The 23,438-nt window shown below is 57.6% G+C and carries 21 protein-coding genes; 11 read left to right on the top strand and 10 right to left on the bottom strand.

Going from position 1 to position 23,438, the window contains the following annotated elements; all coding sequences use genetic code 11:
• Nucleotides 1–3 precede the first annotated feature (3 nt).
• The 3 genes from G438_RS0106920 to G438_RS0106910 all read right to left on the bottom strand — a co-directional run bounded on the left by G438_RS0106920 (nt 4) and on the right by G438_RS0106910 (nt 3,845).
• Complete coding sequence (locus G438_RS0106920; RefSeq protein WP_026460685.1) at nt 4–975, bottom strand: ABC transporter permease; 972 nt, start codon at nt 973–975, stop codon at nt 4–6.
• Nucleotides 968–1,894 (bottom strand): ABC transporter permease, encoded by a 927-nt coding sequence (locus G438_RS0106915; RefSeq protein ID WP_026460684.1) that lies wholly within the window; start codon nt 1,892–1,894, stop codon nt 968–970. The genes G438_RS0106920 and G438_RS0106915 overlap by 8 nt, the downstream gene beginning before the upstream one ends.
• A 331-nt stretch (nt 1,895–2,225) precedes the next feature.
• Nucleotides 2,226–3,845 carry a peptide ABC transporter substrate-binding protein gene (locus G438_RS0106910; RefSeq protein WP_026460683.1) on the bottom strand — a complete coding sequence of 540 codons (1,620 nt, stop codon included), beginning with the start codon at nt 3,843–3,845 and terminating at the stop codon, nt 2,226–2,228.
• Nucleotides 3,846–4,159: 314 nt separating this feature from the next.
• On the opposite strand from G438_RS0106910, the gene G438_RS0106905 reads away from it, so the two are divergent.
• Nucleotides 4,160–4,666, top strand: a complete 507-nt coding sequence (locus G438_RS0106905; protein WP_276201094.1) for a DUF6301 family protein — start codon at nt 4,160–4,162, stop codon at nt 4,664–4,666.
• A gap of 190 nt (nt 4,667–4,856) precedes the next feature.
• Here the strand turns inward: G438_RS0106905 and msrA are convergent, their stop codons facing one another.
• The 5 genes from msrA to G438_RS0106880 form a co-directional block, all read right to left on the bottom strand.
• Nucleotides 4,857–5,384 carry a peptide-methionine (S)-S-oxide reductase MsrA gene (gene msrA / locus G438_RS11315; protein WP_034285603.1) on the bottom strand — a complete coding sequence of 176 codons (528 nt, stop codon included), beginning with the start codon at nt 5,382–5,384 and terminating at the stop codon, nt 4,857–4,859.
• A gap of 174 nt (nt 5,385–5,558) precedes the next feature.
• Complete coding sequence (locus G438_RS0106895) at nt 5,559–7,184, bottom strand: NAD(P)-binding protein (RefSeq protein ID WP_051259393.1); 1,626 nt, start codon at nt 7,182–7,184, stop codon at nt 5,559–5,561.
• 2 nt (nt 7,185–7,186) lie between these two features.
• Complete coding sequence (locus G438_RS11310; protein ID WP_084403184.1) at nt 7,187–8,473, bottom strand: thiamine pyrophosphate-dependent enzyme; 1,287 nt, start codon at nt 8,471–8,473, stop codon at nt 7,187–7,189.
• Nucleotides 8,470–9,741, bottom strand: a complete 1,272-nt coding sequence (porA, locus tag G438_RS11305) for a pyruvate ferredoxin oxidoreductase (RefSeq protein WP_034285601.1) — start codon at nt 9,739–9,741, stop codon at nt 8,470–8,472. Before porA ends, G438_RS11310 begins: the two co-directional genes overlap by 4 nt.
• Nucleotides 9,734–10,327, bottom strand: a complete 594-nt coding sequence (locus G438_RS0106880) for a 2-oxoacid:acceptor oxidoreductase family protein (RefSeq protein ID WP_026460680.1) — start codon at nt 10,325–10,327, stop codon at nt 9,734–9,736. Before G438_RS0106880 ends, porA begins: the two co-directional genes overlap by 8 nt.
• A gap of 198 nt (nt 10,328–10,525) precedes the next feature.
• On the opposite strand from G438_RS0106880, the gene G438_RS12705 reads away from it, so the two are divergent.
• The 3 genes from G438_RS12705 (at nt 10,526) to G438_RS11295 (ending at nt 12,519) form a co-directional block, all read left to right on the top strand.
• Nucleotides 10,526–10,858: a GntT/GntP/DsdX family permease gene (locus G438_RS12705; RefSeq protein ID WP_026460679.1), complete on the top strand. Its 333-nt coding sequence runs from the start codon at nt 10,526–10,528 to the stop codon at nt 10,856–10,858.
• Between the two features lie 17 nt (nt 10,859–10,875).
• Nucleotides 10,876–11,169, top strand: a complete 294-nt coding sequence (locus G438_RS12700; RefSeq protein ID WP_026460678.1) for a GntT/GntP/DsdX family permease — start codon at nt 10,876–10,878, stop codon at nt 11,167–11,169.
• A 192-nt stretch (nt 11,170–11,361) separates the two neighbouring features.
• Nucleotides 11,362–12,519: a glycerate kinase gene (locus tag G438_RS11295; RefSeq protein WP_051259392.1), complete on the top strand. Its 1,158-nt coding sequence runs from the start codon at nt 11,362–11,364 to the stop codon at nt 12,517–12,519.
• Here G438_RS11295 and G438_RS0106860 read toward each other — a convergent pair.
• Nucleotides 12,481–14,094: an L-serine ammonia-lyase, iron-sulfur-dependent, subunit alpha gene (locus tag G438_RS0106860; protein WP_051259391.1), complete on the bottom strand. Its 1,614-nt coding sequence runs from the start codon at nt 14,092–14,094 to the stop codon at nt 12,481–12,483. The genes G438_RS11295 and G438_RS0106860 overlap by 39 nt on opposite strands.
• A 108-nt stretch (nt 14,095–14,202) precedes the next feature.
• Here G438_RS0106860 and G438_RS0106855 point away from each other — a divergent pair, with 108 nt between their 5' ends.
• The 4 genes from G438_RS0106855 (at nt 14,203) to G438_RS0106840 (ending at nt 17,197) form a co-directional block, all read left to right on the top strand.
• A complete protein-coding gene (locus G438_RS0106855; RefSeq protein WP_026460676.1) occupies nt 14,203–14,676 on the top strand; it encodes an S-ribosylhomocysteine lyase in 474 nt (157 codons plus the stop codon).
• A gap of 92 nt (nt 14,677–14,768) precedes the next feature.
• Nucleotides 14,769–15,521 (top strand): 5'-methylthioadenosine/S-adenosylhomocysteine nucleosidase, encoded by a 753-nt coding sequence (gene mtnN, locus G438_RS0106850; protein ID WP_026460675.1) that lies wholly within the window; start codon nt 14,769–14,771, stop codon nt 15,519–15,521.
• The gene (locus tag G438_RS0106845) at nt 15,518–16,072 is read left to right on the top strand and encodes a low molecular weight protein-tyrosine-phosphatase (protein WP_026460674.1); all 555 of its coding nucleotides are present in this window, start codon (nt 15,518–15,520) and stop codon (nt 16,070–16,072) included. The genes mtnN and G438_RS0106845 overlap by 4 nt, the downstream gene beginning before the upstream one ends.
• Nucleotides 16,073–16,150: 78 nt before the next feature.
• Complete coding sequence (locus G438_RS0106840) at nt 16,151–17,197, top strand: LacI family DNA-binding transcriptional regulator (RefSeq protein WP_051259390.1); 1,047 nt, start codon at nt 16,151–16,153, stop codon at nt 17,195–17,197.
• 149 nt (nt 17,198–17,346) lie between these two features.
• Here G438_RS0106840 and G438_RS0106835 read toward each other — a convergent pair whose 3' ends face one another.
• A complete protein-coding gene (locus G438_RS0106835; protein ID WP_026460672.1) occupies nt 17,347–17,928 on the bottom strand; it encodes a phosphoribosyltransferase in 582 nt (193 codons plus the stop codon).
• 119 nt (nt 17,929–18,047) lie between these two features.
• On the opposite strand from G438_RS0106835, the gene G438_RS0106830 reads away from it, so the two are divergent.
• The 3 genes from G438_RS0106830 (at nt 18,048) to G438_RS0106820 (ending at nt 23,007) form a co-directional block, all read left to right on the top strand.
• Nucleotides 18,048–18,995 carry an AAA family ATPase gene (locus tag G438_RS0106830; RefSeq protein WP_026460671.1) on the top strand — a complete coding sequence of 316 codons (948 nt, stop codon included), beginning with the start codon at nt 18,048–18,050 and terminating at the stop codon, nt 18,993–18,995.
• Complete coding sequence (locus tag G438_RS0106825; RefSeq protein ID WP_026460670.1) at nt 18,992–20,140, top strand: DUF58 domain-containing protein; 1,149 nt, start codon at nt 18,992–18,994, stop codon at nt 20,138–20,140. Before G438_RS0106830 ends, G438_RS0106825 begins: the two co-directional genes overlap by 4 nt.
• Nucleotides 20,141–20,259: 119 nt before the next feature.
• Nucleotides 20,260–23,007, top strand: a complete 2,748-nt coding sequence (locus G438_RS0106820; RefSeq protein WP_165569243.1) for a transglutaminase TgpA family protein — start codon at nt 20,260–20,262, stop codon at nt 23,005–23,007.
• The last annotated feature ends 431 nt before the right edge of the window (nt 23,008–23,438 follow it).

Genomic DNA, 23,438 nt, shown 5'->3' with positions numbered 1-23,438 from the left:
CACTCACTTTTTGCGCGCCTTCGGATCGAGGGCTTCACGGACGGCATCACCCATCATGATGAAGCTCAAAACGGTTAGGGCCAGGGCCAAAGCAGGGTAGAACAGCACCATCGGCTGGGTGCGCAGGGACTGCTGTGCCTGAGAAATATCCACACCCCACGACACCACGGACGGAGGCAGACCAATACCCATAAAGGACAGGGAGGCCTCGGCAACAATGAAGGTACCTAGTGCCACCGTCGCATACACGATGATGGGAGCCATCGCGTTAGGGAGGATATGCGACAGCAGAATACGCGCCTTGGATGCGCCAAGAGCGCGGGCAGCTGTCACGTACTCTTCGTTCTTGACCGACATGACAGCGCCACGGGTGATACGGGCAATCTGTGTCCAACCGAATGCACCAAGGACAATGATGACCATCCAGATATTGCGGCTTTCCTTGAACATCTGCATGACGACGATCGCGGCAAGGAGTAGCGGAATGGCGAAGAACATGTCAGTGATACGGCTCAGAAGCGCATCAAGCCAGCCACCGAAGAATCCAGCCAGTGCCCCAAGGGTCGCGCCGATGACGGTGACGAGGATCGTGGTGAAAATACCGACCGCAACAGAAGAACGTGCACCGTAGATGACACGGGAGTAAATATCACATCCTTGACGGTTAAAGCCAAAGGGGTGTCCGTCGCGTGCGGGTTTCAGGGAGTTCGCCAGCTCGCAAAACTGTGGGTCCTGGCTGGTGAAGAGCTGCGGGAACAGCGAAATGACAATGGCGAAGAAAATGATGACTGTGGCGATCCAGAAAAGAGGACGCTTACGTAGTGTCTTCCACGCTTCTCCCCACATTGACGAGGGGGCGGAGTCGTCGGCAACAGCGTCAACGGCGCCCAAACCGGTTTCGTCAATGTCAGACACGTAGTGGGCTTGACCCGCGCGCGTGCGGGCAATATTTGCAGAAGGGATGTACTCACTCATAGCGGATCCTCGGATCGAGCACGGCGTATAGGAGGTCAACGAGGAGGTTGGCCACGATATACACCAGGACGAGCATGGTGGTAATGGACACGACGGTGGCAGGTTCACCCTTGGTGATGGCTTGCCACAGCGTGCCGCCGACACCCTTAATGTTGAAGATACCTTCGGTGATGATTGCACCGCCCATGAGGGATCCAAGGTCGCCGCCGAGGAAGGTGGCCACAGGGATCAACGAATTGCGTAACACGTGGCGGGTCATGACTTGGCCACCTGGAAGACCCTTAGCGCGTGCTGTGCGGACGTAGTCAGCGCTGACATTTTCCGAAACTGATTGGCGGGTGAGGCGCAGGACGTAGGCCAGGGAGATGGCGCCCAACACAATGGCGGGCATGGTGAGCGAATGCCACGACACGTTGTTACTGACTGTGGTGGGGAACCAGCCGAGTTTCACGCCGAGGAAGAATTGCATGACGAAGCCGATGACGAAGGTCGGCACCGAAATAATGACCAGGGAGAAAACAAGGACGGTGGAGTCAAAGATTCCGCCGCGGCGCACGCCTGCGATGACACCGATGGTGATACCTAGGATCGCTTCGATGAGGAGTGCGTAGATCGCCAGCTGCAAGGTGACAGGGAAGGCCTGAGCCATGACGTCGATGACAGGCTGGCCTGAGAAGGTTTTTCCAAAGTCAAGGGTGAAAACGCCCTTAAGGTAGAGCAGATATTGCATCCAGAAGGGTTTGTCGAGGTTGTACTCGGCCTGAATCCTTGCGTATGCCTCCTCAGACAAGCCGCGTTCGCCACCGAGGGCAGCAACAGGGTCGCCTGGCATGAGATAGACCATCGCGAAGATCAGGAACGTCGCTCCGAAGAAGACCGGAATGGTCTGCAGGAGCCTCCGTCCGATATAGCGCAGCATGGGTGTCCTTCTGGGATTAGGGGCTGCTGTGACGCAGCTTCGGAAGCCTTAGCGCCGTGGCTAAGGGTGTGCCATTAACGTAATGTGGGCACTTGGAAATAATAGGGTAAAAGTTCCGCAAATGAGATATTACGAGGCCTGTACCACACTGGGGTGAAGTGGGTGGGCTCTACTGGTCACCGTGGTGGGCGTCTGTTGCGGGCGGTGCAATAGGCGACCGTAATGTGCCGCAGTAGTGCTTGGTGTGACCTTCGTGGCGAAATGCATTGTGGCGGGTGACCACAGTCACCCGCCACAAGCTCAATACGTCACGCGTTGAGGACGTTCAGTGTCAGTTCTTGGTGATCTGGTGGTACAGCGGCACGGAGTTCCAGCCGAAGACCACGTTTTCAACGTTGGCGGACCAGCCGCCGGTGACGTTGGAGTACCACAGCGGAATCGCAGGCAGATCAGTCATGAGGACTGCTTGAGCCTCGGTGAGCTTAGCCAGGGACTCTTCGTGGGTGGCTTGGGTGAAGACCTCACTGAGGAGCTTGTCGAATTCAGCGCTGGAGTAGTCGCCATCATTCGAGCCTGCACCGGTGCCATAGATTGGAGCAAGGAAGTTGTACTGACCGGGGTAGTCAGCCTGCCAGCCGGTACGGAAGGCAGTCTGGATTGAACGGTCGGTGACGGCGCCACGCAGGGACTTGAAGTCTGCGTAGGGTTCACCTTCAGCCTGGATGCCCAGGGTGTTCTTGATCTGGTTGGTCACAGCGTCAACCCATGCCTGGTGTCCACCGTCAGAGTTGTACGCAATCTTGAAGGTGCCGTCCCATGGGGAGATGGCGTCAGCCTGTGCCCACAGTTCCTTTGCTTTTTCAGGGTTGTAGGTGAGGACCTCGTTGCCGGGGACCTTCTCGGTGTAGCCGTCAACGACGGGGGACGAGAAGTCCTTGGCGGGGATGCGGGTGCCACCGAAGATTGCTTCAGTCACCTCGTCGCGGTTGATGGACATGGAGATGGCCTGGCGACGCAGTTTGCCTTCTTCGCCGTCAAAGTGAGCGAGGCGAGCAGGGATGGTGAAGGACTGGAAGACAGCAGATGCCTGGTTGACGGCGCGGCCTTCAAGTTCGGTTTCGTAGGTGGTGAATGCTGAATCCGGGACGGTGTCAAGGACGTCGAGGTTGCCGTTGAGTAGGTCAGCGTATGCAGCATCCTGCGAGCTGTAGAAGGTGATGGTCACGCCGCCGTTCTGCGCAGTATTGTCACCAACGTATTCAGGGTTCGGCACCAGGCGGATCTGTACGTTGTGTTCCCACGCGCCTTCACCGTCAAGCATGTAGGGGCCGTTGCCCACGGGGTTTTCGCCACCGGCTGCAGGGTCAGCCAGGGTGGAGTCAGCCAGCGGGTAGTATGCGGAGTAGCCGAGGCGGTCGGCCCAGTCAGCAGCAGGCTGCTTAAGGGTGATGGTGAAGGTGTAGTCATCAACAACTTCGAGGCCGGTGAGGTCGCCTACGCCCTCGTCGTCGGCGCCAACGATGTCATGATAGAAGTATGCGGAAAGCATGGCTTCCTTGGCGCCCATCTTCCAGGCTTCGACGTAGTTCTTGGCTTTAACGGAGGTACCGTCGGAGAACTTGCGGTCCTGCTTGAGCTTGACGGTCCAGGTGATATCGTCCTCGGTTTCGATGGATTCTGCACCATCGAGGACGGTCTTGCCTTCAGCGTCGTAGTAGACCAGGCCAGCCATCACGAGGTCGATGATCTTGCCGCCGCCAACTTCGTTGGTGTTTGCGGGGATGAGTGGGTTTGCTGGTTCTGAGCCGTTCACCATCACGATGCCAGTCGAGGCGGTGGTGCTTGTGGTCTCTGTTGCAGTGTCGCTGGAAGTGCTTGCGTCACCTGCGCAAGCCGAGAGTGCCAGGGCAAGGGCAGCGGGGGCTGCCAGCCAAGTCCTCTTGAGGTTCATGGGATGCCTCCTGTGTTCAGGTAGAGATTTCTCGGTATCGAGAAACTCCATTGCCCGATAAAGCCTAGTTGACTCAAAGGATTGCGGCTTTACATGTCCATCATCTGATGGTTGCAAACGTATAACAATGGTTACGGTTTGGTAAAGATGTGATCTGGTGCACGCTATGTGAGGAAGTTGCTAGAGTTTCATGTGACACATAACCCAGAGGCTTCACCCTTCGTGACGGACCAGGCCATCGTCGACCGTGACGATCACGGGTGAAGTTCCACGTGTATTCAATCAATGACGACCGTGAGAGCGAGGCCACCATCATGAGTGGATTTCGAATCATTCCTCTCCAGCGTTGCCTGGAAATAATTAATACCTGGGCGAGGGCACCCTGGCCTTTGACGACAGATCAGGCTCACACTATTGCTTTAGGTCTTGGGTGGCGTCCCATTGAAGGAAAAGCATTGCTTTTCGGGGGCGACCTTGCCGCCGACGAAGGTGACAGCTTTGTGACCAGCCTTCAAGGACAGGTTGGTTCCGTGGATTTCCCTCTGGTTACACGTGTGGCAAAAGATCAGGAAGCACAAGCTGGTCCTTTGAATCTTGAGCTGTTCCACAACGTGGTTGAGGCCTTACAGGCGCACTATGGTAAGCCCACACTCTCAAACGATGGACGATTCAATAGTGCAACATGGACTCTTGGCTCTGGTGTCACCATCGACCTTGATCGCTCCCCACGTTTCTTCACTGCCACCATCAACTCGCCAGCGCGTACCGCTCTACTTGCTAATGCTGCCGCAGACCCGAATTCTGACGAAATGGACTTCTGAACACACCGGACGCTATCTCCATGTTCATCCATTGAGTGTGTATATGGATTTAAACGCTGCACCACACTCAGCCCACACATGCGCCCGCTGCGCAGCCTTGAGGCGTCGGCTCCGCAAAGCACACTCATCACATACATGCGCTCGTTGTGCAGCCTGACCGTGCAGGAAAACGGGTAACGGGGGTCTTGCTCTACAAGGCTTGTGCTTTGGCGAAGGCAACAGGACCAATATGGCAGTATCCCGCTGGATTCTTCAGCAAGTAATCCTGGTGATGCTCCTCGGCAGGCCAAAAATCACGGAGTTGCTCTACTTCAGTGGCGATTGCGGACCCGAGGCGGGCCTCGCAGTTGGCCACGGCCTCGGCAATAAGTGCACGATCAGCCTCGTCAGACCAATAAATACCGGAGCGATACTGCACGCCGTGGTCGGGCCCCTGTGCGTTGATCGCAAAAGGATCAATAGTGTCAAGGAAAAGGTCAAGAAGATCACGCAGGCTCCGCTCGTCTGCGTCATAGGTGACACGAACTGCCTCAACGTGACCAGAGGATGCACAGACCTCAGCGTAGGTAACTGGCCGGGACCAATACTCACCGCCTGGACCAACCGGTCCGTTGGCATAACCAACCTCGCTGGCAACAACGCCGCGGACAAGTTGGAAAAGGCGCTGCGCACCCCAGAAACAGCCGCCGCCAAAGGTAATCGTCCGTAGTGTCGCCATTAGGGGAGCCTCCTATGTGTATGCCAATCACAGTCACACTCACGTGTTATGGCATCATCATGCCGGAGTATCGGGCACTTCGCCTCTTGGAACCGGTGGCTACAGTTCATACCTGCGCTAAGCCTGATCGGCCCACGTAGGTACCGAAAGGTTCCCCTCTTCTACCACCACGAGCTAAATGTGTTCAGGCACCATCGAAATGGCACCGCACGGACATTCCTCAGCGCAGACGCCACAGCCCTTGCAGTAGTCGTATTTGAACTCGTATTCCCCGGGCTTAATCTTCGTAATGGCATTGTCGGGACAGACCCCAAAGCAGTTGTCGCACCCAAAACAATTCCCACATGACATGCAGCGCCGTGCCTCAAAAAGTGCAGATTCTTCGTCAAGGCCACGCACCACCTCGTCAAATGTTGACGCGCGACGCGCACCCTCAAGTTTTTCACGCACCTGCTGGGGGGCGTCGGCGTAATACCACGGTGTCATACGGTCAAAGGTTGCGTCGCCAGGCTTTATTGGTGGCGTGTAGGTGGTCCCGCGCAAGAACGCATCAATATACCTGGAGGCCTTCTTCCCGTGACCTATCGCCACAGTCACTGTGCGCTCAGAGGGCACCATGTCACCGCCAGCAAAAACACCATGTATGCCGGTCATCATCTGATCATTGACCACCACAACACCATCGTTGATTTCCACACCGGGGGCATTCTCAATCAGCGACAGGTCGGCTTCTTGCCCCAAAGCCATAATGAGCGAATCAGCACCCAATTCCTCATATTCGCCGGTAGGTTGAGGGAACCCCTGCTCATCCAATTCCATTTTTTCAATAGTGAGCGACTGTCCATCCACATGTTTAATGGTGGATAACCACCGCATCATAATGCCTTCCTCTTCGGCCTCAACAACCTCAGAGTCATGAGCGGGCATCCGGTCGCGTGTACGCCGGTAGACGATGACAGCCTCTTCTGCACCCAAACGCTTCGCTGTACGGGCCATGTCAATGGCGGTATTACCGCCACCGTAAACCACGACGCGTCGACCTAAGAGGGGTTTTTCACCTGTTTCAACACCACCGAGGACCGACACAGCATCCATCACTTTGGCTGATTCTCCCGCTGGGATATAGGCACGCCGCCCGATATGGGCACCCACCGCGAGGAAAACCGCGTCCCACTGCGTTGCTTCGGCGGCAACGTCGTCAACTTTGCAGTTGTATTCAAAGGTCACCCCCATCGCCTCAATGCGGCGCACCTCGGCATCTAATATGCCGCGCGGCAACCGGTATGCAGGTATACCGAAACGCATCATGCCACCGGCCATGGGGCCAGCTTCCTTAATATGGACGCTGTGCCCAGCCAGCCGCAGATGGTAGGCGGCCGACAGTCCTGATGGGCCCGCTCCGACGATCAACACACGTTGACCTGTATCGGGTGCTGTCACTGGCACCGTCCACCCCGCCTCGATGGCTTTGTCACCAAGGAAACGTTCAATAGCGTTAATACCGACAGCCTCGTCCACCTGAACGCGGTTACATGCGCTCTGACAAGGGTGATAGCACACACGGCCCATACAGGCTGGCAGAGGGTTGTCGCGCATAATTTGGCGCCACGCGGCTTCGTAGTTGCCTTCTTCGGCGTGAAAGAGCCACTGTTGAATATTTTCCCCCGACGGGCAGGCCTTATTGCACGGCGGCAATAAGTCGACGTAGATCGGCATTTCTGAACGCCACGACCCGGTTTCATTCGCGAGGGAAGAGCCGACGCCAAGGGTGATGGCAAAGGGTTGCGTTTCCAGAGTCATCGTTATTCCTTCTCTGCACTGTTGTGGGTGGCATCGGGCGGAGCAAGGTGCGCCGTACGAGGCGCAGCTTTGGGGCGAATCGTGGTGAAGGTAACGTCGTCGGTGGCATCGAGGCGCGTTGACGTGGCAGCTTCGGCTGCGGCACGTCCCTGTTTGGTTTCCGAGGCGGCGTGGATTAATGCGCAATAGCGGCCCTCCGGGTCTTCTGGGGCAGCCAAGACTCGCGCTAACACGTCATCGTCGAGCTGCGATTCCTCAATGAGGCCGTAGCGTCGAATATTGCGATCAGCAATGGCCTGAAGGCGTGCAATCGTGGCGGCGTCGCCCTCCCCTTTAAATAGGTGGGCAAAACGTCGCTGTGGGCGCAGGTATTCTTCGACGGGAGCGGGCCTACGGATTTTGGTGACCGACGTGATTTCACCACCTTCAGCTTCAAAAACGGGGAACAAGCCCGTTTGGGTGGCGAGGCGCGCAAGCTTAATGGTGAGATTCGAGGCAGATCCCCACCCCAGCGGACATGGAACAAGGACATGAATATAGCGGGCGCCACGAATCTGCATGGCCTTATTGACCTTGTATTCGAGGTCACGTAAATCAGCTACCGTTGCAGTTGCCACGTAGGGGATTTCATGGGCCATGGCAATACGTGCCATATCTTTTCCTTGGCCAAACTCGTTGCCGGGACGCTCCCCAACGGGCTGAGTGGTGGCTGTGCGCGCCGTGGCTGGAGTGGCACCTGATCGTTGCACACCCGTATTCATATACGCCTCATTGTCGTAACAGATGTACAGCACATCGTCGTTACGCTCAAACATGCCTGACAAGCATCCCATGCCGATGTCCACGGTGCCTCCGTCACCGCCTTGGGCAACAACACGTGTTGCTTTGCCTTTCGCGCGCAGCCCTGCGGCCGCACCTGCAGCCACCGCTGGGGCGTTGCCGAATAGGGAGTGCAGCCAGGGCACGGTCCACGCCGACTCAGGGTAAGGGGTAGAGAATACTTCGAGGCATCCGGTGGCATTAACCGCGACAAGGTCCCCATTGGTGGCGGCCATTGCACTGTCGAGGGCGTAGCGCGCCCCGAGGGCTTCGCCGCACCCTTGGCAAGCGCGATGTCCAGAGGTCAGAGAGTTAAAACGGTCAGGGTCGGATTGGACGGAACGTTGCCCTTCTTCGGCCAGGCGGTTACCCACAGCATAGGAACCCACCTGGTAGAACTTCACCTGCTCACGCGCAGGAATGGAGGTTTCGCGTAGCTGGGGGATTCCCAATTCAACGATGTCACTCATCGCATATCCTCCGTTTTCAGCACGGCGTCGGTGCGGGCCTGTGAGTCACGAACGAGGTTTTCTGCCACAGGGCCGCTTCGTCGCGTGGCTGCCTCTCGTGAAAGTTCAGCGTTCACAAGGTCGGTGTCTAGGTCAAGGAAGGTTTGGAAGGGGAGGGTATCCGCAGCGAGTTCATCGAGCATGGCGTGCAGTGAGGCTTTCGTAATGGGTCGTCCACCAAGGCCAGCAAAAACCTCGTAATTGGCTGCGTTATGGCCGCGCATTGCGCTACGGCAATGGGACGAGACGATGCCGCCGATCCCCACTTGGAATGCCTTTTCGAGGTTGACGTACCGTGAGCAGTGAGCCAAGGCGTCACGCACTGCCTCGAAGGGGAAGGGACGGAAGCTGGTGATGCCGAGGACCCCAATCTTTTCGCCACGTCCGCGTCGCTCGTCAACGACGTCTTTGAGGGTGCCAAGGACTGAGCCCATCGACACGATGACGGTTTCAGCATCGTCAAGCCGGTAAGGACGTACCAGCCCACCAGAATCGCGCCCGAATATTTCAGCGAATTCGTGTTGGACTTGAGGGATAAGTTCCAGTGCTTGTTGTTGCCGGTGGTGCGCCAGATAGCGGACTTCCGTATAGGCCTCAGGACCGACCATCGCACCTATAGACACGGGTCTGGCCGGGTCGAGGACTTGGCGAGGTTCGTAGGGTGGTAGGAAACGGTCAACGTCCGTTGGACTGGGGAGGTCAACGATTTCCATGGCGTGGGTGAGGATAAAACCGTCCATACACACCATGACGGGCAGGGACAGTTCTTCTGCTATGCGGAATGCTTGGATATGCAGGTCGACAGCCTCCTGGTTGGTTTCGGCGTAGAGCTGCAACCATCCGCTATCGCGCTGACTCATTGCGTCGGTGTGGTCGTTCCAAATATTGATGGGTGCGCCAATGGCTCTGTTTGCCACCGTCATGACGATGGGCAGCCCGAGGCCGGAGGCGTTGTAGACGGCCTCAACCATAAAGAGCAAGCCTTGGGAGGCTGTGGCCGTATATGTGCGTGCACCAACCGCGGAGGCACCAATACACGCGGACATCGCACCAAACTCAGACTCCACATTGAGGTACTCGCAGGACGCAAGCTCGCCTTTCTTCACCAGGGCGGAAAGGGCCTCGACAATGTGGGTTTGTGGGCTAATGGGGTATGCGGCAATGACTTCGGGTCGGCAGGTGGCGACTGCGCGGGCAACTGCTTGAGAGCCTTCGATTTGTTCACGCATGAGGCTCCTTAGAGGTGTGAATGCCAATTTGGGTGTTGATGGTGTCGAAGGCCTCGGTGGCGGCAGCAACATTTGCTTCACCGAGGCGCCCAGGGAAGCGGCGGCGAATCGCCTCGGCCATTGAGTCGAGGCGAATAAGGCCCGTTAGTGCGGCAACTCCGCCAAGCATGACGACATTGGGTACGGGCCTGCCCAGGTGTTTGCGGGCAATGTCGAAGGCGGGCAGGGTGAGCACGTGGCCGTGAGGGTGAGCCTGGACAATGTGTCCTTGTCCTAGTTCATCAAGGCTTTTTGTGGAGTTGACCAGCGCATAGCCGTTGGCTTTCAGGCCAGCAAAGACGTCCATCACCGGTAGGAGAGTGGGGTCTTGGACGACGACCACGTCAGGTTCAAGGACGGGCTCGCGGGTGCGAATTTCCGTGTCGGTGATGCGGCAAAACGATACGACAGGGGCACCTGTACGTTCGGAACCGAAGGAGGGAAATGCTTGTGCATGGTGTCCGTCAGTGAATGCTGCCATTGCGAGCAGATCGGACGCCGTCACAACCCCTTGTCCTCCTCGACCGTGGATTCTCACTTCGACCATAGGGGCAGACTACGACGTAGCACTGAAGGTGGGGCGCACTCAGAGAAGCATCGTTGTTTTGTGGTGGATTTATGCGGTTTTTGTGCGGTGTAAATGTGGACAACAGTGTGTGCGGGGTGCGACATAGGACACATGGCCTTTGCGCAATAGGTGCTTGGGTCTTATTTCAACGGGAGAGTGTCAATAGGAAGAGCATCAATGGGAGGCGCACGCGAAGCCAAGAAACTTACGCCGCTGATCCTGATTCTGTCCTCCACCGTATGGGGTGCCTACAGTGAAGATGTACCACTCGTTGTCTCAGTCATCGGTAACAAGACCATTGCGCTGCTGATCGGTACGCTGGTCGCCTACCTTGTGGCGGCCACCAATATGAGTCGCACCGAAATGGAAACGTCAGCGAATACGGCAATTCAGTCAGCCGGTATCGTTTTGTTGATCACCGGTGCGGGCGGTTCCTTCGGTGCGATCATCAAGGCTGGTGGCATCTCCGACATGATTGCCGAGGCGGCGGACACCTCGTTGCGCTTTTAGCCTGCTATTTCGTTGGTATGGCATTCCGAGTTGCGGTCGGTTCGGGTACCGTGGCGTCATTGACGACGATGACGATTTTCGCCTCACTTGCGCCAGCCATTGGCATACACCCTGTGTGGGTCGCTGCCGCATGTTTGGCGGGGGCGCTGTCAATCGGCATTATCAACGACTCTGGCTTCTGGGTAACCGCGAAGATTCCAGGATTCTCCGTCACTGGTGGCCTGAAGGTTTATACCTTGCCGCAATTCATCGCCTCGGTATTTACCATCGTGTTCGTCATTATCGGCTCCTACGTGCTGCCGATGGTGTAACCGAAGGCAGACAATGGTGGTGGGCCAATTGAGCGTGGCACCTACACGGGACTCGTTGGCCCACCGCCCCGGCTTTGAGGCGGCTGCGCGGTGACAGCACTGTGCCGGACCTGTTTTGCTCACCTGCCACGACACTGCCGCATTAATTTGCCCAACGAACGTGCCTGGCTGCCACAAGATGAAAGGAACAGTATGCCCACCGTTGTTATTGCGCCTGATTCCTTTAAAGAAAGTATGAGTGCCATCGAAGCAGCTCAAGCCATGCGAGCCGGTGTCCTCGACACTTGGCCTCAAGCACACTGCGTGTTGCTGCCAATGTCTGATGGTGGCGAAGGTTTCGTTGCGACGATTGCACCAGCGTGGAATGCCACTCTCGTCACCGTGGAGGCCCTCGATGCGTTGGGACGCAGCATCTGTGCGACCTATGGTCGCGCCCAGGCGCGCGCAGTCCTTGACGCTGCCTCGGTCATCGGACTTGAACTGATCGAGGCTGAACAACGCAACGTTGCCGCATCGAATAGTCGAGGCCTTGGCATCGTGATTCGTCACGCGCTCGACGCCGGGGTGCGAGATTTCGTCATCGGGATTGGCGGCACAGCTACCACCGACGCCGGAGTGGGAATGCTCACGGAACTGGGGGTACGCCTCGTCGATTCTGACGGAGTGAGGGTGGACCCCTACCCCCTGGAGCTTGATCGCGTACGCACAGTCGATATGACCGGCCTTGACCAGCGGATACTGCGCTCGCGGATACGTGTGGCCTGCGATGTCACTAACCCGCTTGTTGGTCCCACAGGTGCTGCCGCAATTTTTGGCCCACAAAAAGGTGTAGCTGACGCCGATATTGCAGTCTTCGACGCGGCCCTAGCGAGCTTCGCGAACGCGACCGGTTGCGGCCACCTTGCTGATACGCCGGGTGCCGGTGCGGCAGGGGGCTTAGGTTTTGCCTTCCATGCTTTGCTTGGCGCAGAGCTGACCAGCGGAGTGCATCTTGTTGCTGACGCGATAGGGCTGGACAAGGCGATAGCCGGCGCGGACCTTGTTCTCTCAGGTGAAGGCGCGGTCGATGCGCAGACGCTTGATGGGAAGACTCTGTCAGGTATTGCGGCGCTCGCGCAGCGTTATCGTGTGCCACTCATTGTCTTCGCAGGCAAGGTCAGCGATGATCTGGCGGAGATCGAAGGCGGCGGCGTACACGACGTCGTCTGCATCACCCCACCCGAGCAAGTACGTGCCGAGGCGCTGGCCAGTGGCACCACCAACCTTCGACGCGCTGTGGCTGCGCGCCTCGCAATGGGTGTAGGTCCCGAGTCAGCATTCCACGACGTTGACGGCAAGACCACCTGCTGATGTTTCCTTGTATTTCGACAGCATATCGGCACCCGTTTGACGCATTGTTTCAATGACTGCGTCAAGGGACACCGTATGGCGCCCATCGCCCCACAGCGCCATACGTGCGGCGTTGATGGCTTTGACTGCCGCAATGGCGTTGCGTTCAATACATGGGATTTGCACCAAACCTGCTACCGGGTCGCAGGTAAGGCCAAGGGAATGCTCCATCGCAATTTCGGCAGCATTCTCCACCTGCGCGGGTGTGCCCCCCAAAGCCTGTGCCAAGCCTGCGGCGGCCATAGCCGAGGCTGAGCCAACCTCTCCTTGGCATCCCACTTCGGCGCCCGCGATTGACGCATTGGTTTTTATGAGTGCGCCGATAGCGGTGGCGGCGAGTAGGAAATCGTGGACCGCTCTGCGGCGGCGCGCCGAAGCCTCGCCTTCCATACATGCAGGTGAGAGTCGAAAGGGTGTGAGTCGGTCGGCGGAGGTGGGGGCGAAGGCGCCAAATGGAACGCCCGCCTCGGGACAGTAGGCGGTGAGGTAGCCGATGACGGCAGGGATGACCCCAGCAGCCCCATTCGTTGGCGCCGTTACCACCCGGTGGCCAGCAGCATTTTCCTCATTGACTGCAAGAGCGTATAGATTCACCCAGTCCATTGCACGCATAGGGTCATCTGGTGTAGATGCCCACCGTGTAGCCCCCACTGCCGTTTCAGGGCGCAACGTTGCGCGTTCATGTAATTTGACGGATAGGGAGTGGGCGCGCCGTGGCACGTCAAGGCCGCCCGGCAAAATCCCGCGCGTACTCATCCCCGCGTCGACGCAGTCAAACATCGTATTGGCGACCAAATCAAGGTGCGCCTCAAGGGCGGCGGCGCCATGCTGGCTTTCCTCATTAGCGCGCACGAGTTGCGCGATAGATGCGCCGCTTCGTTCGCAGTGGGATAAGAGTTCGGCTGCGGTCCTGAATGGGTAGGGGATTGCCGAGGCGTTCGTGTCTGGTTCAGCACCGTCTGCGTCAAGGGGTATGACAGTGGGGCAGTGGTGATCCCCAGCATCGTGAGGCGACGGACCAACTTGTGCCATGACGAAACCGCCACCCACCGAGTAGTAGGTCCGCTGCAAGATTGGTGCGGCGCTGGGGTTGGCTTGGTGTGCGGTAAGTGTCAACGCGTTGACGTGGTACGGCAGGACCGTTGAGGCAAGAAAACGCAGATCGCGTGCAAGATCAAAGGGTATGTCACCGCACGATGCGACGGGGAGGACATGACTTTGGGCAATGCTGGGCAATAAGGATTCGACTTCGCTGGTGGTGACTGTTTCGGGTGTGTAACCTGCTAGGCCAAGGAGAACAGCGCGGTCTGTGTTGTGGCCTCGACCAGTGGCACCAAGGGAACCAAAAAGGTCGATGGTGATGCGCGCAGGCGTTTCAAACCCGACTAATTCCGCTGCGAATGCGTGACCGGCCCGCATGGGACCGACCGTATGTGACGACGAGGGGCCAATGCCAATGCGGAATATTTCAACGACTGACAGAGGTCTTGTGACTGTTGGCGATGCTGTTTTGTGTGCCGTCGTTGGAAAAGTCATGCAATGAGTGTAGTCGCAGTGTCGCCTGCTGTGTGGCGTACCTTGAGGTGGTCGACAGGAAGCGAAATGGCTCTTCGCTGGGGGCCGCACTACGCATAGACTTGTGTCATGACTGAACGCATGAATGTGGAATCCTTCAACCTTGACCATCGCAAGGTGCTGGCCCCTTATGTTCGTATTGCTGACCGTAAAGAACTGCCTGGCGGCGATGTGTTAGTCAAATACGATGTGCGTTTCACTCAACCCAATGTTGAGCACCTCGACATGCCCGCTGTTCATAGCATTGAACACCTCACCGCTGAACTCATGCGAAACCACACTGACCGCCTCATTGACTTTGGTCCAATGGGCTGCCAGACAGGTTTCTACGCGATGCTTCTGGGCGTTGACATCGACGAATTTCTGCCGATCCTTCGCGCCTCCTTCGAAGACATCCTGACCGCAACCGAAGTCCCAGCCGCCAATGAAATCCAGTGTGGGTGGGGCGCAAACCATAGTCTTGAGGACGCGCAGGCGGCTGTGCGTTCATTCCTTGAAGCCCGCGACCAGTGGCAGATTGTCATGAAAGAGGACGTGAAGTGAAAAGCTCATCGGTAAGTGCGTTAACCACCGCAGGTACCAGCGAGGAACTCGCTCCCAATACCGGCACCTTCGCTGCCGCAACAGCCACACCATTGTGGCTACCGCGCACAGATGTCGTTGCCGTTATTCAATGCGCAATGGATATGGAAGCTGCTCCTTTTTTGGCGGCGATGACAGCCGATAGCCGTGAAGCGCTCCTCATCGGCGAAGACGCTGGACACCAGCAAAGTTTCGTCTTCGGCAACTTCGAAGGACACCGCGTGCTGGTGGTGACCAGTGGCGTCGGTATTGCCAACGCTGCTTCGGCTACGGCACGTGCCCTCATGCTTGCCCATCCTGCAGTGGTAATCGCCGCGGGCACCACAGGTGGACTGCATATTGACAGCCGTGTCGGTGATATCGCGATTGGCGTGAGCGCCGTCTACCACAATGCCGACGCCACTGCCTTTGGCTATGAACGTGGACAAATACCCAGTATGCCGCACATCTACGCTGCCGGTGTTGCGGCGACCGTGGCAGCGCAACGCTTGCCTGTTGCGATCGCCCACCGTGTTATCCACGGTCAGGTGGTGTCAGGCGATTCCTTCATCACCGCTGATATTGTCACGCCAATCCGGGAAGCCTTCCCTGAAGCGATCGCGACCGACATGGAGACCACAGCGATGGCTCAAATAGCGTGGTCGATGGGTACTGACTGGATTTCGCTGCGCGCCGTGTCGGACTTATGTGGTCCCGTTGCCGGTCAGGACTTCCATATTGATGGTGCCGAAGCAGCAGCCTGCAGTGTTGACGCGGTGCGTGCTTACCTTCCACTTTTCGTTGAGGCTGCTCGGGAGGCTCAATGACGCTGCGCGTCCTCATGGTGTGCACCGGCAATATTTGCCGTTCCACGATGGCTCACCAGGTATTGGAGGAATATGCGCACGCACAGGGTCTTGATATCGTCGTGGACTCAGCGGGTATCTCTGACGAAGAACGAGGTAACCCTATTGATCGGCGTGCAGCCCGCGTCTTACGTGAAAACGGTTATGGCGTGCCCGATCATCGTGCCCGTCAGGTGCAGATGAGCGAAATTGGGGACTGGGATCTGATTTTGGCAATGACCGAGTATCACCTCAGGAGTCTTCATCGTCTTCGCGATCGGGCAGGCTACAGGAATGACCAGGCAGGTAGGCAAGGGCCGTCAGGTCGGCAATACCAGAGATCCGGTGGCGAAAATGGTCCACAGATTCGAATGTTCCGAGAGTTTGATCCACATTCGCGCGGCGGCGACCGAGACCTTCCTGATCCGTGGTACGGCGGGCATCAGGACTTTGTCGATACCTTGGAAGTAATTGAGCGGTCAATGCCTGCGCTTATCGAGTATCTGCGTGACAATATCCCCAGGCCGCAGTGAATCGTTACGTCGTTTATTTCAGAGTTTTGATATAACAATCATGGTTCGAAACGGTTTCAGTACCCGTAACATTATTTCATGAGCACCACGCCCCCGCGGGAACATAGAGTCCCGACGATGCACGACGTGGCGCGCGTAGCGGGCGTATCCCAACGGACAGTGTCCAATGTCGTCAACAACTACGCGCACGTGTCATCTCGGACACGAGAACGAGTCCTCCACGCAATTAAGACACTGGAATATCGACCCAATGCGGCCGCGCGCAGCCTGCGCCAAGGACGCAGTCGTGTCATTGCACTGGCAATCCCTGACCTGACATGGCCGTATTTTGCTGAAATCGCGCACCTTGTACGCGCGGAAGCCGAACGGCACAACTACTCGGTGGCAGTCATTGAAACCCATGCCGGTCATGGCGGCGAAGGGGTGGCCCTGTCCCAATATGATGCAAGGATGGCAGAAGGGTTGATTCTGTCCACGATTGAGATGGACGCCAAACAGCTGGACGAACTCGACATCCCCCTTCCCACGGTTCTGCTTGGCGAAAGAATCCACGACGCGGAACGCGCACATTTTTCGATCAATAATGTGGAAGCAGCACGGGAAATGGCTCGTCACCTACTTGAGCAAGGTGCACGGTCATTTATTGTGCTCGGTTCTACTGACACTCCAGTCACTCAGGCCGCAGGTGGGCTGCGGCTACGCGGCTTCATGGAAGAACTGGCCGCATGGGGCTTGGACGAGTCGGCGATACTGAAATGTCCGGCATCGCCATGGACCCTCGAAGAAGGCTACCGAGCAATGCGAGTGGTGAGAAGGGATGCACTCCCCGATGCCGTCTTCGCAATGAATGACCTACTGGCCTTCGGAGGGATCCGAGCCTTGTCCGACCGGGGTATCAATGTACCCGGCGATATACTATTCACCGGGTGGGACGACATTGGGTTGGCGCGCTACGCCATTCCGACGATCACCACCGTGTCCCCCGGAAAAGAAGCCATTGTGCAGGGTGCGTTGTGCGCACTCCTTAACCTTGTGGAAGGCCGGGAAGCGAGATTGGATGACGTGATCGTCGAACACAGGATCGTTCGACGCCAATCCACTAGCCGCACAAATGAGGCCAGCTAGGGGAATCCGCCGCGTCTGCATTCATCCGGTGCAACTTGTTCACGCACGCCCCCAGCGGAGCTTGTTCATTCATGCAGCGCGTCGCCGGTCACGCCCGCAACACGCCTGCTCAGTGACTTCGTACCGACAGTTATTTCTCGTCTACCCCGTTAGCGCAGTGCCTCAATGTCCGGCGTGACCGGTGGCAGCGTTGACCATGGAAAGTTGATCCAACGATCGGTTCCTTTCCACACATAGTCAGGGACAAAAATCGAATGTGGTTTTTGGTACAGGACAGCGCAACGTGCATCAACAGGTACGGTTGTCGCACCATCAAGACTCAAACCTTCACGGCCAATCAGGTCCATCACCATTGCCAGCGTTTTCCCGGAGTCAGCCACATCATCAACAACAAGGACCCGCTGTCCCGACAGTGCCGAGGTGTCCATCAGTGGCGGCAAAAGCAACGGTTCGTCAAGGGTTTGCTCAATGCCCGTGTAAAACTCGACATTCATCGTGCCGATCGCTTTGACCCCCATCGCATAGGACAGGGCACCTGCAGGCAGTAGTCCGCCTCGTGCAATGGCCACAATGAGCTCAGGCATCCACCCCGAATTGACGATGCTGTGCGCTAAAGCACGTGTGGCCTCGCCAAAACCTTGCCACGTCAACACTTCGCGTTCGGCCTCAGAGGCTGAAAGGGTGGCGGAGCTATCAGCTGTGGTGTCATCAAAAGGGCGTAGGGTACTCACCCCGTAATCCTATGCGATTTTTGCCACGTGACCGCTGCGCCAGTTATCGCTCAAAGGCAGAGCCGGTGTGGGAGTATTACACCGTGCCACATACGTCGACGACGCGGTAGGAGCCAGCGATGACCACTGATATTGCACAACTGGCCGATGCAATGCGACGTTCAATTAGTCGCGCAATATCAGGTAAAGACCGGCAGATCACCACTGCGATTCGCGTGTTATTTGCCAGCGGACACCTACTGATCGAAGACGTCCCAGGGGTAGGAAAAACAAGTCTGGCAATGGCGCTAGCCACGGTCAGTGGGATCAGTGCTCAACGCATCCAATTTACTTCCGATATGCTCCCCACCGATGTCACCGGTGTATCCATCTACGACCAGTCGACACAGCACTTCCGATTCCACCCAGGCCCTGTCTTTTCTGGTGTCGTACTTGCCGACGAAATTAACCGAGCCACCCCCAAAACCCAGTCGGCTCTTCTTGAAGCCATGGGTGAGGGCCGCGTGACAGTTGATGGCCACACCTATACGCTGCCAGAACCTTTCATCGTGTTGGCGACACAAAATCCTATCGACATGGAAGGCACCTTCCTGCTGCCGGAAGCGCAGCGCGATCGCTTCATGGCTCGCATAACCATGGGATATCCCAACGCTGAGGCTGAGACCGCCCTTGTCGCTGCTCGCCTTGGGCAGGACCCACTGGAAACATTGCCTCAAGTTGCCGATAGTGACACGCTGAACCAGGTCCGACAGATCGTGTCGGCACTTCATATGGATGAGCGCGTGATTCGCTACTGTGTGGCCATCACGGCGGCCACCCGCACTGATCCGAGCCTACGTTTAGGTGCCTCCCCGCGGGCCACCCTCCACTTGGCTGCCCTTGCCCGTGCGCGTGCAGCGACCGAGGGGCGTCCCTACGCCACAGCTGACGACGTTGCCCGTTGTGCGCCCCTTGTGCTGACCCACCGCATTATCCCTCAAGGGCACTTCCCTTCGGCAGGAGCAGCACATGAGGCAGCTTCCACAGTCGTGGAACGTATCGTTGCGACAACACCGGTGCGCGGATGACATGGCATAAGCGCCACGGCCCGCAGGCACCACAGGATGGGGGAACCGGCGACGCGGCGCAGGCACCAACGCTGGTCGCAGGCAAGACCGCGTATCGGTGGCGTGTCAGTGGGCTGATGGTGGCGTTGACGTTACGAGGCTGGGGCCTCCTTACGCTGGGAATTGTCGCTTCGGGCATATGGTGGGTGACGCAGCTGCGTGAACTCTATGTTGCGGCCATCTTCCTTGTCAGCACAGTGATACTGAGCCTCGTGTGGGCGCTGACGAGCCGCCTGTGGCTGCGTCCCCATGTTGCAGTGCGCACCTCGACCCCCACACCATACGTCGGGCAGGAAGTGCACATCCTCATGACGCTCGCACCGCGCCATCACATGAATGCGCATCTGAGCCTCGACACGCGGGTCACTGACGCAGAAGGCACACACTACGTGCATCACGAGTGCTCCGGCAGCGCTGCTACGCCCCTGGTATTCACAGTGCGTGCTGCGGCGCGCGGTGTGGTCACCGTTGGTGGCGTCACCTTGAAGTGGCGAGAACCTCTTGGTTTGGCACGTATCCGCATGTACCGGCCCGTTGTTAACGAGGTCGTCGTGCTACCGGTGCCACATCCTCTGCCCATCGCAGACGCTTGGCTGGAGGGACGCAGGTCAAATCGCCTGGATAATGATAGTGACGCCGAAGCGTTGATGATTCGCCAATACCGGCGTGGGGATCCACCGCGCGCCGTCCATTGGAAACACAGCGCACGGCACCACGACCTGCTGGTCAAGACACGTGAAGGTGCGGCGCTGCCGCTGAAGACACTGGTTGTCGATACTCGGCATGATTCGTGGGATGATCAGGGTCATTTTGACTGCGGCATATCGGTGGCAGTTGCCTTGTTGGATCGTTGGCGTGCCCACGATATTGAAGCTCAGGTGGGCAGCGGACTTTATTACCTGCCTGTGGGCGCCTCTCACAGTGCCGTTTTACGTGCCCTGGCTGTTGCAACCCTGAGTGTCGATGCCGCACCTATTGATTATGCGCGCCAGCAGGGGGCGACCGTCATTACCGGCGCGACTAACGACGCAAGCCACTTTGGTGTGCAAACAGGGGTGACCTTGCGGGTGAGCGCCGATTCTACGGTGCGGGTGGAGGCTTCGTGATGTCGGCAAATATCCGTGACGTGTGGCGCCGAAGGTTTCGACGGAAGTGGCGTCACGAGGCGGTGCAGAGTGCGCGCACCCGCGGGTGCCAACTAGGCGCTGTCGATGGTGAGGATCTAGTGAGTAAAAGCAGTGCAGGCTGGCCTGGTACGTCTCGGCGGGGATACTTCCTTGCTGCCGTCATCGTGTGGGTCATGTGGAGCCTGCATTTTGATGCTTTTGAGGCAATCTTTGGCACTGGGCGGTGGCGCGTCGAGGCATGGATGGCACTCAGCATCGCATTAATCGGTGCGGCATTAGTGCGCATGCTCCTTCCCCGGTGGCGTATTCGGGCAGCAACCTTGTCCACCTGCGCTGCCTTGTGGTACAGCGCCTACCTTCTGTATTCCGGTGGTCGACTTGGCGAGTGGGTGAGCACCCCAGCTGTGAAGATCAGCGAATTTGCTGTGTTGGCCGCCTCGTCGCAGGCACCTATGGTGATGACTCACGTAGCCAATGACACTGTCATGTTTGCGGGGCTATGCGTTGGCATATTGTGTGCATATGTACTTGTCGCAGCTGAATTGCCGCTGATCCTGGGCGCAGCCAGCATAGCGCCTGTCCTCATTGTGCCGCAGGTTTTTGAACGTCCCGTCAACTTCGGTGAGGTCGTGCCTTTTGTTGTGCTGTGGGCAGTGCTCCTATTCGCCTCGTCGCCACGTTTTGTGGCACCTGCGTTGCGAGACGATGCCTCGTGGCCGCATCATGCTCAGGTCCGTGTTGCGGCTTTGGGCGGCGACGCCTCGGCAATTGGTAGCATCACCGCGCGCATTCGGCACGGAATGTGGAGAGCATGGGCAGCTCTCATTGTCGTTGCGCTGTCCTGCGGCGTTGTTTATGCCGCCCCCGAATTGACGCCACGCATGATTATTGAGGCCTTTGACCTCCCCAGCACTAGTGCAGGCGGAGGTGTCGGCAGCGAACAACCCATCGGCGCGAGCACTCCTGATGTCACCGTTGACCTGGGCGCTGCCCTGCGCCGCGGATCTACAGCCACTGTTTTCACTTATCAAGGGGTACCTGAGGGACTCACTTCACGCTTCGTCTTGGCAACGCTGGCTGATTTTACTCAGGGCGTGTGGCAGCCCGTCGATGCCGACGACTCTCAACTCATTCGCCTGCGGGAAGTGGACGAGGCCGAAATTGCCATGCCCGATATGGTCAGCGGCCAATACGCTGGTGCTGTTGAACAGTTACGGAGCTTGGGGATAGCCACAGGTCGCTCCTATTACACTAGCCGCACAATTGTGGTGACGGTGAAGGAACTGAACAGCACATGGCTGCCGGTACTGCAGTCAACGGCATTCGTCGAACGCATCGCTGGCAGCCTTGTTGATGGGGAGACATTCACTGTCGGAAATTGGGGCTGGGTGCCGGGTACCGATACGGTTCGTGCCAGCGCTGATATGACTAAACGCGGGCAAACCTACGCCATCGGCGGATGGACAACCCAGGGCGACGACGTCTCCACATACGGCGCATCACAGGCACTGGAGACGGCGAGCGAGTACGCCGTTTTTGATGACTTTGGCCCGTATCAGCCGCAGATGGAACGCTATTTGGCCTTACCTGACGGCGTGCCCGCCTTGTTGTCGCAGACGGCTGCCGAGGCCGTTGCTGGCGCTCAGGGAGCGCAAGCCCAGGCGCTTGCCCTGCAACAGTGGTTTACCTCGGGGGCATTCTTTTACGACGAGAATGCGCCTTACACCGAGCAGACCATGCCGGATAATCCATACGCGGTGATGGAAGCGTTGCTGGAGCGGCGCAGCGGATACTGTGTTCACTACGCGTCAACCTTTGCGGTAATGATGCGCACCTTGGGGGTTCCCAGCCGAGTCGCGGTGGGTTATGTGTCGCGTGCCCAGCTGGGGGCGACCAACGTTGCTAGCCGCGATCTGCATGCATGGCCTGAAATACATGTTGATGGGGTGGGTTGGGTTGCGTATGAACCCACTCCGGGTGGTTCTGCTTGGCGGGCTGAGGGGCGCGAGGCGCTGATAGCGTCCGCCCCCGAATCATCCGAACAGGCCGTACCGACGCCGAGCAGTACCAACGCGCAGACACCCCAGCACACGCCGGACACCTCTGAGGTAGCAGACACCGGAGTCGCACTGCCTGCTATACCTGTCAATGATGGCGTTTTACTGGCCGCCTTCTTTCTATCCTTGGTGGTACTTGGCGCAATCACGCCCGCCGTGGTGCGTCGCCATCGTCGGAGCGAGCGCCTCCGCGGCGTACACGTAGAACAAGGGCCCGCCGCTGGTGTAGATCAGGTGTGTCAGGAAAATAGGCGCGCAACGCACTTGCGTTCGAGCACACGTCAACGTCGACTGGTCCTTGACGCTGAGAGTGCGTGGCAAGAAATTGCTGACACTGTCGTAGATTTGGGATACCTGCCGCGCAGGGGCAAAACGGTGGTATTGCGTTCTCAGACACCTGAAGCGCTATGCGAATACCTTGTCGATACGGGTGTTATCACCGGCAGGAAAGTGGAGCGTTTGCGCAGGCTTGCCTATCAGGTTTCGCGTGCACGCTATTCGCCACGTGTTGGGCCGATGCCCGTGCAGGCATCGGTGGTGCACAGTGGCGGCACAGTGTTGGCTCGTATTGACGAGGCTGGGGCTGAGCAGGTGGAATACAGGCGCGCGGGTCCTCAGGTTCACTATCAGTTGGTAGCAGGGCAGGCAGCGTCATTGAACGCGGTTGTTGTTGAGTCGCACGACGTGGAAACGGTGTTGTTGACATTGTGGGACCGTGCGAGTCGTACAGATCGTTTGGTGGCGAGCATCTGGCCCGTATCGATTGGGCGCCTAAGTAGCGGTCCCTAAACCTCAGCGAAATGTAGCACCACCTGCAGATATTATGAATATTTTGAACTAATTCCATCTGGTAGGCGCCTGATTCGCAGGCCGTTGTTCCGCAGTTATTGTGGTGTGTTTTGGTGTGAAGCTTGACTATAGTTGCTTGTCAAAAGGGATATCCTTGGCCGCTGTGTCCTATTTAAAGGGGAAGCCTTTTTCTTCCAGAGGAGCGGAAGAAGGGAATAGTTTACGTTACTCAGTGCCTTTTCAAGGTGAACCCGTGGAAAATAGTGAGACAATAAAACGTAACAAGTAGCATTATATTGACGAATGGTAAAAATATGCACTGAGGGTGATGCGGTAAGGCTTTTTGAAAAAGTGTGCGCTCTATCATTATTTAACGCATTGCGCAGACTGAAACTGCTCTATAGCATTTCCTAAGTATGAGGCAGTGGTGA

It is taken from the genome of Schaalia suimastitidis DSM 15538 (assembly GCF_000429105.1).
Lineage (GTDB): Bacteria > Actinomycetota > Actinomycetes > Actinomycetales > Actinomycetaceae > Pauljensenia > Pauljensenia suimastitidis.
Note: the sequence above shows the minus strand (reverse complement) of the source record. Positions and strands in the feature narration are given on the sequence as shown.

What these genes read in the sequence shown, in the direction of transcription:
- G438_RS0106920 (WP_026460685.1), bottom strand. Translation starts at nt 975, where the DNA reads ATGAGTGAGTACATCCCTTCTGCAAATATTGCCCGCACGCGCGCGGGT.
- G438_RS0106915 (WP_026460684.1), bottom strand. Translation starts at nt 1,894, where the DNA reads ATGCTGCGCTATATCGGACGGAGGCTCCTGCAGACCATTCCGGTCTTC.
- G438_RS0106910 (WP_026460683.1), bottom strand. Translation starts at nt 3,845, where the DNA reads ATGAACCTCAAGAGGACTTGGCTGGCAGCCCCCGCTGCCCTTGCCCTG.
- G438_RS0106905 (WP_276201094.1), top strand. Translation starts at nt 4,160, where the DNA reads ATGAGTGGATTTCGAATCATTCCTCTCCAGCGTTGCCTGGAAATAATT.
- msrA (WP_034285603.1), bottom strand. Translation starts at nt 5,384, where the DNA reads ATGGCGACACTACGGACGATTACCTTTGGCGGCGGCTGTTTCTGGGGT.
- G438_RS0106895 (WP_051259393.1), bottom strand. Translation starts at nt 7,184, where the DNA reads ATGACTCTGGAAACGCAACCCTTTGCCATCACCCTTGGCGTCGGCTCT.
- G438_RS11310 (WP_084403184.1), bottom strand. Translation starts at nt 8,473, where the DNA reads ATGAGTGACATCGTTGAATTGGGAATCCCCCAGCTACGCGAAACCTCC.
- porA (WP_034285601.1), bottom strand. Translation starts at nt 9,741, where the DNA reads ATGCGTGAACAAATCGAAGGCTCTCAAGCAGTTGCCCGCGCAGTCGCC.
- G438_RS0106880 (WP_026460680.1), bottom strand. Translation starts at nt 10,327, where the DNA reads ATGGTCGAAGTGAGAATCCACGGTCGAGGAGGACAAGGGGTTGTGACG.
- G438_RS12705 (WP_026460679.1), top strand. Translation starts at nt 10,526, where the DNA reads ATGGGAGGCGCACGCGAAGCCAAGAAACTTACGCCGCTGATCCTGATT.
- G438_RS12700 (WP_026460678.1), top strand. Translation starts at nt 10,876, where the DNA reads ATGGCATTCCGAGTTGCGGTCGGTTCGGGTACCGTGGCGTCATTGACG.
- G438_RS11295 (WP_051259392.1), top strand. Translation starts at nt 11,362, where the DNA reads ATGCCCACCGTTGTTATTGCGCCTGATTCCTTTAAAGAAAGTATGAGT.
- G438_RS0106860 (WP_051259391.1), bottom strand. Translation starts at nt 14,094, where the DNA reads ATGACTTTTCCAACGACGGCACACAAAACAGCATCGCCAACAGTCACA.
- G438_RS0106855 (WP_026460676.1), top strand. Translation starts at nt 14,203, where the DNA reads ATGACTGAACGCATGAATGTGGAATCCTTCAACCTTGACCATCGCAAG.
- G438_RS0106845 (WP_026460674.1), top strand. Translation starts at nt 15,518, where the DNA reads ATGACGCTGCGCGTCCTCATGGTGTGCACCGGCAATATTTGCCGTTCC.
- G438_RS0106840 (WP_051259390.1), top strand. Translation starts at nt 16,151, where the DNA reads ATGAGCACCACGCCCCCGCGGGAACATAGAGTCCCGACGATGCACGAC.
- G438_RS0106830 (WP_026460671.1), top strand. Translation starts at nt 18,048, where the DNA reads ATGACCACTGATATTGCACAACTGGCCGATGCAATGCGACGTTCAATT.
- G438_RS0106825 (WP_026460670.1), top strand. Translation starts at nt 18,992, where the DNA reads ATGACATGGCATAAGCGCCACGGCCCGCAGGCACCACAGGATGGGGGA.